General features: G+C 67.2%; 7 protein-coding genes. All 7 read left to right on the top strand.

Annotated elements, in window-relative coordinates:
* Positions 1 to 188: 188 nt before the first annotated feature.
* The gene (locus tag FJY73_13365) at positions 189 to 626 is read left to right on the top strand and encodes an Hsp20/alpha crystallin family protein (GenBank protein ID MBM3321645.1); all 438 of its coding nucleotides are present in this window, start codon (positions 189 to 191) and stop codon (positions 624 to 626) included.
* 132 nt (positions 627 to 758) lie between these two features.
* Entirely contained in the window at positions 759 to 1,763 is a 1,005-nt protein-coding gene (locus FJY73_13360) for a hypothetical protein (GenBank protein ID MBM3321644.1), read from the top strand.
* Positions 1,764 to 2,003: 240 nt separating this feature from the next.
* On the top strand, positions 2,004 to 2,222 hold the full coding sequence (locus FJY73_13355) for a helix-turn-helix domain-containing protein (GenBank protein ID MBM3321643.1): 219 nt from the start codon (positions 2,004 to 2,006) through the stop codon (positions 2,220 to 2,222).
* Positions 2,223 to 2,438: 216 nt separating this feature from the next.
* Positions 2,439 to 3,122, top strand: coding sequence for a zinc metallopeptidase (locus FJY73_13350; protein ID MBM3321642.1), 684 nt, complete (start codon positions 2,439 to 2,441; stop codon positions 3,120 to 3,122).
* Between the two features lie 98 nt (positions 3,123 to 3,220).
* Positions 3,221 to 5,560: a carboxypeptidase regulatory-like domain-containing protein gene (locus FJY73_13345; GenBank protein MBM3321641.1), complete on the top strand. Its 2,340-nt coding sequence runs from the start codon at positions 3,221 to 3,223 to the stop codon at positions 5,558 to 5,560.
* A 75-nt stretch (positions 5,561 to 5,635) separates the two neighbouring features.
* Complete coding sequence (locus FJY73_13340; protein ID MBM3321640.1) at positions 5,636 to 7,387, top strand: hypothetical protein; 1,752 nt, start codon at positions 5,636 to 5,638, stop codon at positions 7,385 to 7,387.
* A 32-nt stretch (positions 7,388 to 7,419) separates the two neighbouring features.
* Positions 7,420 to 8,287: SMP-30/gluconolactonase/LRE family protein (locus FJY73_13335; GenBank protein MBM3321639.1), on the top strand; the 868-nt coding region annotated here is incomplete at its 3' end.

Raw genomic sequence — 8,287 nt, 5'->3', positions numbered from 1 at the left:
CGGCATTGCTCCGATTGGTCCTGGGGGCGCGCGTGCCACGACCCGCGCAATCGTTTCTAAAACAATTCGTTAGTCACCTTGGTCGCTTCATGGTCGATTGGGCACGCGGCTTGATTGGTGAAGAGGCCGGAAGGTGAACCGGAGGCGTGCCTCCGATTGGATCAAGAGAGAGAAAGGAGATACGAACGATGACGCTGGTCAGATGGAACCCGCTGGCACGGAATGGACTCTGGATGGATCGGATCTTCGATAGCTTCTTCCAGACTCCCCGCTCGTCGGACACGGACGCGCCCGACCTCTGGATGCCCCGCGCGGACGTCCTCGAGGAGAAGGATGCGTACCGGATCGAGATGGACCTCCCGGGCGTGAAGAAGGACGACATTCGGATCACCGTTCTGGAGAACAGCCTCGAGATCAAGGGAGAGCGGAGCCTGTCGCGCGACCAGGAGGCGGAGGGCCGCCGTCGGAGCGAGCGGTTCTACGGAACCTTCGAGAGGGTGTTCTACCTCCCGAAGGGGACCGACGCCTCCAAGATCGAGAGCGCGTACGAGAACGGGGTGCTCACGATTCGCGTGCCGAAGGCGGAGGAGGCGATTCCCCGGCAGATCGAGGTGAAGGTTCGCTAGAACGTCGAGACGATCGGAAAAGACGGGGGGCCGGGCCGGGCCCCCCGTTCTTTTCGGTGTCGGCGACGCCCTCCGATTGACACGGCGCGCTCGCCTGAAGTATAGTCGGGCGTCCAGAAGGGGGTGTTCGTCATGCGCATCGTGCTCCTCGCTGTGGCCGTTCTCGCCGCGGTCTCCGTCGCGCAGGCGGAGGGTCTCCGTCAGCCGCCGGCGCCCGATGACCTCTTCGACCCGGATCTCATCGATCTCGACCTCGGTGCGATCATCGCGGAGAAGGAAAAGCTCTGGTCGGTGACGTTCGGCCTCGGGACGTCCGGGCAAGGACTTCGAACGACCGAAGCCCAGGCGCGGAACATCGTCACGATCAAGGAGGCGTTCGACAACCTCGCCGACGCGTTCGAGGAGGCGGTGGGGATCGATATTCGATGGAGCAAGGACTCCTTCGAGGACATGCGCCCGGTGCTCGACATCTACGGCGGCGGACGCCTCAAGCTTCCTTCGTCGGTCACCCTGCCGGGTTTGGGCGGGCGGTTCGGCCTCGAGCTGGACGGAGGGAGAACGGGGAGCGCCACCCGGTTCTCGGAGTACGGTTTCGGCGCCTCGATCGCGGACGAGGCCTGGTACCTCTCGGGTCGGGCGCTCTACTACCTCCCGAGCGCGCTCACGCTTCCCGGGCTTTACGTCCGCGGGGTCGAGAAGCGCGAGATCTACATCGCAGCCGGTTTCGGGAGAGCCTGGGCGAAGCACTCGGTGGAGATCTTCTCGCCCGATCCGGTGCTTCAGGGGATCGGGGACTTCTACCTCTATGAAGCCACGGGAAGCGCGAACACGTTCGATCTCTCGATCGGCGCGGAGGAATACTTCACACCCTTCCTATCCGTGAGCCTCCGGGCCGGCTACCGCTGGCTCGAGAAGGGAAGCCTCAAGTACACGGACGTCGAGGAGATCAGGAGCTCGCCTCTCCTGATCAACGAGGGGGAGATCGCCACGGTCTGGGGTCCTTGGTTCCCCGAGGGGATGGTCCCCATCGTCGCCATGGCGGCCGGTCTTGAGTACGGATGGGATCGGGGCGAGGAGCCGATCGTCGTCGACTTCTCCGGATTTCTCTTCCGAGCCGGGCTCCGCTACCACTTCTAAGCACGAACTCCCCGCCGGTTGTCTCGCGCGGGCGCGGGGGGCGGCTCCGCGTCTAGCGCCCGCGGGACGATCATCGTAACACATTGCATTCCAGCGGGTTGGGCGGGTGTCCCCGAACGCCCGCCGCCGCGGCCTCTTCGCGAAGAAAGAACTCAAGAAGCGCGTTTTGTTCGCCGATACGGGGAGCAAGAACGATCGCTTGCGAGAGAACAACCGTTTCTTCGGAAGAGGTGTGCTCGAATGGCTAAGGAGATTCTCGACGTTGCCGCAGCAGCGAAGTACTTGCGCATCACCCGGGCGACGCTCTATAAGCTGGCGAAGGAAAAGAAGGTGCCCGGTCTGAAGATCGGGGGCCAGTGGAGGTTCTCCAAGGATCGCCTCGACGAGCTTTTCCAGGAGGGTTTCCGGACGGAACGCCAGAGGAATCCGGAGCCGGAGCCCCAGAAGACGAAGGTCTGATCGATCTCCCCTTCCCTCTGCGAGCGATTCGCCCGGTGAGCCGGCGGATCGCTTGCCTTTTTCTCCCCATGCTGGTATCTAGTGAGTACGCGTGGAAGAGCGCCGGACCCCGTGCGGAGGCACGTTCCGCGTCTTCGGAACCGCGAGGGGTTCCGGCGTGTGGGAGACACGATGACCGCGATCGGGTGCTTGTCGGTCGACCGGAGGTGAGGACTGATGTTCCCGTTCTTCGATCCAACGTTTGCGCTGCTCATTCCCGCGCTGGCGCTCGCGGGATGGGCCCAGTGGAAGGTCCGCTCCGCGTACTCGGAGTTCAGCCGGGTGCGCACGAGCGCCGGGAGGAGCGGCGCCGAGATCGCCGCGTCGATCCTCCGAAGCAACAGCCTCGGCTCGGTGCGCGTCGAGGCGGTTCCCGGCGCGCTGACCGACCACTACGACCCGAAGGCGCGCACGGTCCGTCTCTCGGAGGGGAACTACGGTTCCGATTCGATCGCGGCGGTGAGCATCGCCGCGCATGAGGCGGGGCACGCGATCCAGCACGGGACAGGCTACATGCCGCTCCAGTTCCGCCACGCGATCTTTCCGGTCGCGAACATCGGTTCGTCCCTCGCCTTCCCGCTCTTTCTCATCGGTTTGCTCGCGCAGATTCGGCCGCTCATCGATCTAGGGATTCTCTTCTTCGCCGCGGCCGTTCTCTTCTCGGTCGTCACGCTCCCCGTCGAGTTCAACGCGAGCCGCCGCGCGCTCGCCCAGCTTCGCGACGGGAGGCTTCTCTCGGTCGGCGAGCTCACCGGCGCCAAGAAGGTCCTCGACGCCGCCGCGCTGACGTATGTCGCGGCGACCACGATGGCGCTCCTTCAGCTCGCGCGGCTTCTTCTCCTCCGCGGGAGGAACGACTGAACGCCGTCTTCGGTTCCCCTCGCGTTCCCCGCACGGGGATCGCGCGCGCGGGGCCCGTTCTGGCCCTTCTCCTCCTCGCCGGCGCCTCGGCGGCTTCGGTGCGCGTCGGCCTTCTCGACAGCCGTTCGGACGGGATCCCCGGCCTCGCATCCACGGGGAAGGCGGGAGACGTCCTCCTCGAGAACGAGAGGATCCGCGTGGTCGTGAGCGCGCCCGAGCACGCGCTCGGCGACGCGGCGAGCGGCGGCTGGATCATCGACGCCGCCCCGATCGACGGGCGCGACTCTTGGGGCCAGGCTTCCTTCGTCCTCGCGGATTCGATCGGGATTCGGAAACCGCGGCACACGAGCATGGAGATCATCCACCCGTCCGGGAGCCGATCCCGCGGCGGGGTCCGCTTCCTCGGGCAGGACAGCCGCGCGGACGGGATTCGCGTCGACACCGAGTACCTCCTTGCCCCGGGAGATTCATTCGTTCAGGTACGAACGGTTTACTACTGGATGCCGCGAGGGGGGACCGGTGGTCTCACGGCGATCGACCGGATCGCGATCGGGAGGACGGAGGTCTTTCTCTACGGCCCCGGCTTTCTTCTCGAAGGAGAGCCGGCGGGGGGCGACACGGTCTTTCGGGCGGGTGCGGTCTCCTTCGCGGGCGACGATGTCGCGTACGGATGGTCGAGCCGGGCGTGCCTCGAGGTGCGGGCGCCCTCGGAGGGAGTCGTGCGCGTGCGGTTGGATCCGGAAAGCCCGGACGGACGCCGCCTCGTGTTCGAGCGCCGATTCCACGTGACCGGCGCCGGGCCGGGAGCGTCCGGCGAGCGGATCGAGGGAGAGGAAGCGCCGGCGCGGTTCTCCGGCACCGTGAGAAGCGAAGATTCCGGGCGCCCTCTCTCCGGAGCGACCGTCGAGTTTCGGGACGAGTCGGGCCTCCGCGCAGCCGCCTCCACGGGGCCGGACGGAGTCTTCCGCGCGGAGCTTCCGCCCGGTTCCTACACGGTGGTCGCCTCGGCGGCCGGCGGCGGCGAGGGGGCATCGAAGCGCGCCAAAGCCGGCCCCGGCGAGTCCGAGACGATCGATCTCGAGGCCGAGGAGCCGGCGACGATCCGCTTTCGCATCGAGAGCGAGAAGGGAACGCTTCTCCCGGGCCGCCTGACGATCCGGGACCGTACCGGCCGGGCGCTCGCGCGCGCTCCGGGAAGGCTTCCGATCCCGGGGACGGTGGCCGCGGCGGATGGGCAGGGGACGGTCCGCGTTCCGCCGGGCGAGTACACGCTCTACGCTTCTCACGGCATCCTGTATTCCATCGATGAACGACACATAAAGCTTCGGCCGGGCGAGATCGCGGACGCGGCCTTCCGGCTGGCCCGCGCCGTCGATCCGGGAGATCTCGCGGCGGTCGATCTTCGCGTTCACACGGCCGCCGGCCCGGAGGCGTCCGCCGCGGCGGAAGAGCTCGCCGCCGCCGCTCTCGCGGAGGGCCTCGACGCGCTCGTCTTCTCCGACAACGGTCGGGTCTTCGTCCCGGGCTCCGATCTCGCGGGGGGGAAGATCCTCCTCATTCCCGGCGAGGAGATCGTCCTGGACGGGATCGGCCGCTTCGGCGCGTTCCCCCTGACGGCGGAGGAAGAACTCGCCCCGCGAGGGGGCTACGGAGCGGAGGGGAAGGCCCCCGGGTTTCTCTTCTCGCTTCTCCGCGCCGGACCGAGCCTTCCCCTCATTCAAGTCCATGCGCCGCGCCGCGAATCGACCGGGTACTTCGCGAACACGCGGCTCGATCCGGTGACCGGACTCTCGGCCAACATCGAGTTCGATCCGGGGTTCGACCTCGTCGAGGTGGCGGACGCACAGGGGATCGAGGAGGGCGGGCTTGTCTTGAACGACTGGTTCCATCTCCTGAACCAGGGGCGGCGCGTGCTCGCCGCGGGGAATTCGGGCGCCCGCGGGACGGGAGAGGGCGGTGTGGGCGTTCCGCACAACCGCGTCGACCGAGAAGGTTTCGAGACGAACCGTTCGGGTCTCATCGAAGCGCTCCGCGCCGGGCGGTTTTTTCTGACGACCGGGCCGATCCTTCGGTTCCGGGTGAACGGGACGGGGCGCTCCGGCGATCTCCTCCACGACGGCGACGGGCTCGTGGAGATCGCGCTGCGGGTGGAGGCGGCTCCGTGGGTCGACGTGGAGACCGTCCGAATCCTCGCGAACGGATCGGTCTTGCTCGATCGAAAAGCGGGCCTGCGGGAGGGATCGCTCGTCGTCGACCTCCGCGAGAGCCTCCCGATCCACCGGGACACGTGGCTCGTGGCGGTCGCCTCCGGGACACGCCCTCTCGATCCGATCTATCGCGGAAAGCGCGGAGAGCGTATTCTCCCCGTGGCGATCACGAACCCGATCTGGGTCGATTTCGACGGGAACGGCGTCTTCGATCCACCGGGCATCCGGTAGCGGGGACCGGAAACGATTTTCGACGGAGTGGGGCGAGAACCTCCTCTCGGGCTCCCTTCGTCCGAGGACACAAGCATGAGGATCCGATTCGGTTCTTCACTTCTTCTTCTGCTGCTCGCGCTCTTCCTCCGCGCGGCGGCGGCAGGCGCCCTCGAGCCGGGAACCATACTTCCGCTCGACGCGGTCGAGCGCGGCCAGCGCGGATTCGGGCTCACGGTCCTCGAGGGGGTCCGGATCGACACGTTCGAGGTCGAGGTGATCGACGTGATGAGGGGGCGCGGGGGGAGCGGGAGCGTCATCCTCGCCCGTCTTTCGGGGCTCGGGATCGAGGAAGCCGGGGTCGCCCAGGGGATGAGCGGCTCCCCGGTCTTCTTGAACGGACGTCTCGCCGGGGCGGTGGCGTTCGCGTACCCCTTCGCCAAGGAACCGATCGGGGGGATCACGCCGATCGAGGAGATGTTCGAGGTTCTCGATCAGGCGGGGGCCGGCGTGGGCGGCGGGGTTCCGGAGCCGCCCGGGGGGAGCCGATCGACTTCCCCTTTTCAGGGGCCTGAGCCGATCGCGACACCGCTTCTCGTCTCCGGGTTCGGTTCGGCGCTCGCCGACGAGATCGGCGACTTCTTCCGTCCGTTCGGCATGATCCCGACCGCCGGAGGGAGCGGGGAGACATCGGCCGCGCGGGATGATTGGAAGCCGCTCCCCGGCGCGGCGGTCGGCGTGCGCCTCCTCGGAGGGGACGCCTCGCTCACCGGCGTCGGCACGATCACGTGGGTGGAAGACGACCGCGTGCTCGCCTTCGGCCATCCTCTCTTCCACGCGGGGAGCGTGAACCTCCCGCTCGTCTCGGCGGAGGTTCACACGCGGATCCCGAGCCTCGCCGTCTCGTTCAAGCTCGGCTCCCCCCTGGAGACGGTCGGCGCGCTCCTCGAGGATCGGCGCGCGGGGGTGGCGGGGCGCCTCGGGGTCGAGCCGCCGACGATTCCGATCGAGGTGATCGTCACGTCCCCCGGTTTCGGCCGGCACGAGTACCGCTACGACGCGATGGACGACAAACGGCTCACGCCGCTTCTCGTCTCGTGGGCGGTCCGCAACTCCGTCGTGCACAGGGAGCGCGCGGTCGGCGAGCACACGGTCCGCATGCGTCTCTTCGTCGATCTGGAGGGGGCGGACGATCTCGAGAGGGAGAACGTCTACTCGTCCGCCTCGGTTCTCGACGAGATGGAGGACGACATCCTCATCCCGCTTCGCGTTCTCGCGAGCAATAACCTCGCGCGGCCGAGGGTGAACCGCGTGCGCGCCGAAGTGACCGTGGAGGACGGGCGCCGCTCGGCGCGGATCGAGCGGCTCGACATCGAGAAGGGCCGGCTTCGTCCCGGAGAGACCGTGCGCGGCGCGGTCACGCTCCGCTACTATCAGGACGAAACCGAGACGCGCCGCTTCGAGATCCCGCTCCCCGCCGATCTCCCGGACGGGAAGCTCATCCTTCGCGCGTGCGATGCCGCCTTCTCGGAGGAGTGGGACTCGAAGCGCGCGCCGAACCGGTTCGCCACGAAGGACATCAACGGGCTCGTCCGGATCCTCCGCGAGATGCGGACGAACGAGAGCGTGTTCGTGCAGCTCTTCGGCGAGGCGAAAGGCGTGACGATCGACGGCCGCGAGATGCCGGGACTTCCCGCCTCGAGGCTCGCCGTTCTCGGCACAGACCTCCACGCGGACGACGGCAACTACGTGAAGGGGAGCGTGCTCGCCTCGGAGACGATTCGGCTCGATGCGTTCGTCTCCGGATGCCGCTCCCTTCCGATCGTCGTGGATCGCGCGGCGCCGTGAGGCCGCCGCTCTCTCGAACAGGGAGTCGAACGATGAACAAGACGAAGCTTCTCGTCCTCGCCGGGGTCGGAGTTCTCCTTTTCGCCGGCGAGCCAGGGGCGGTGAGGACCGCCCGCTGGGACATGTCCGGCCGCGAGAGCGCCGCGGAGGGGACGCCGACGGATCTCACGATCGGACCGCTCGGGTCCCTCGAGCTCGCCCCGCGCTTCGAGCCGGCGGGCACGATCTCCGCGTACTACATCTGGTCGCTTCTCCCGGACGGACGGGGCGGCCTCTACGCCGGCACGGGGGACCAGGGAAAAATCTTCAAGTTGGAACGAACCGGCAAGAGCGTCCTTCTCTTCGATTCGCTCGAGCTCGACATCCTCTCGCTCGCGCTCGACGCGAAAGGAAACCTTTACGCGGGAACTTCTCCGGACGGGATCGTCTACATCGTCGACTGGGACGGAAACGCGCGCACGTTCTTCGACAGTCCGGAGCGCTACGTGTGGGATCTCGCGTTCGACGACAAGGGAAACCTGTACGCCGCCACCGGAGAGCAGGGGAAGGTCTTTCGAATCGACCCCTCGGGGAACGCGGAGCTCTTCTATGATTCCCCGGAAACGAACGTGCTCTGCATCCTCTACGACCGGAAGGACGATCGATTTCTGCTCGGCGGGGAGGGGGCGGGTCTTCTTCTGTCGGTCGACAAGAAGGGGAACGCGCGCGTTCTCTTCGATTCTCCGCGCACCGAAGTGGGCGCGCTCCATCTCGACGAGAAAGGGAGGATCTGGGCCGGATGCTCGGGGAGCGAGGAGCCGGGGACGAACGAAGGAGGGCGCCAGCAGACGAAGAAAGCGCTTCTCTATCGGATCGAGCCGAACGGGACCGCGGTTCTCCACTGGCAATCGGACGCCGAGT

This window comes from Candidatus Eisenbacteria bacterium (genome assembly GCA_016867715.1).
Taxonomy (GTDB): domain Bacteria; phylum Orphanbacterota; class Orphanbacteria; order Orphanbacterales; family Orphanbacteraceae; genus VGIW01.
The sequence above is the reverse complement of the archived record's forward strand: the minus strand, read 5'-3'. Positions and strand labels throughout refer to the sequence as shown.

What these genes read in the sequence shown, in the direction of transcription:
- FJY73_13355 (MBM3321643.1), top strand. Translation starts at nt 2,004, where the DNA reads ATGGCTAAGGAGATTCTCGACGTTGCCGCAGCAGCGAAGTACTTGCGC.
- FJY73_13350 (MBM3321642.1), top strand. Translation starts at nt 2,439, where the DNA reads ATGTTCCCGTTCTTCGATCCAACGTTTGCGCTGCTCATTCCCGCGCTG.
- FJY73_13365 (MBM3321645.1), top strand. Translation starts at nt 189, where the DNA reads ATGACGCTGGTCAGATGGAACCCGCTGGCACGGAATGGACTCTGGATG.
- FJY73_13360 (MBM3321644.1), top strand. Translation starts at nt 759, where the DNA reads ATGCGCATCGTGCTCCTCGCTGTGGCCGTTCTCGCCGCGGTCTCCGTC.
- FJY73_13340 (MBM3321640.1), top strand. Translation starts at nt 5,636, where the DNA reads ATGAGGATCCGATTCGGTTCTTCACTTCTTCTTCTGCTGCTCGCGCTC.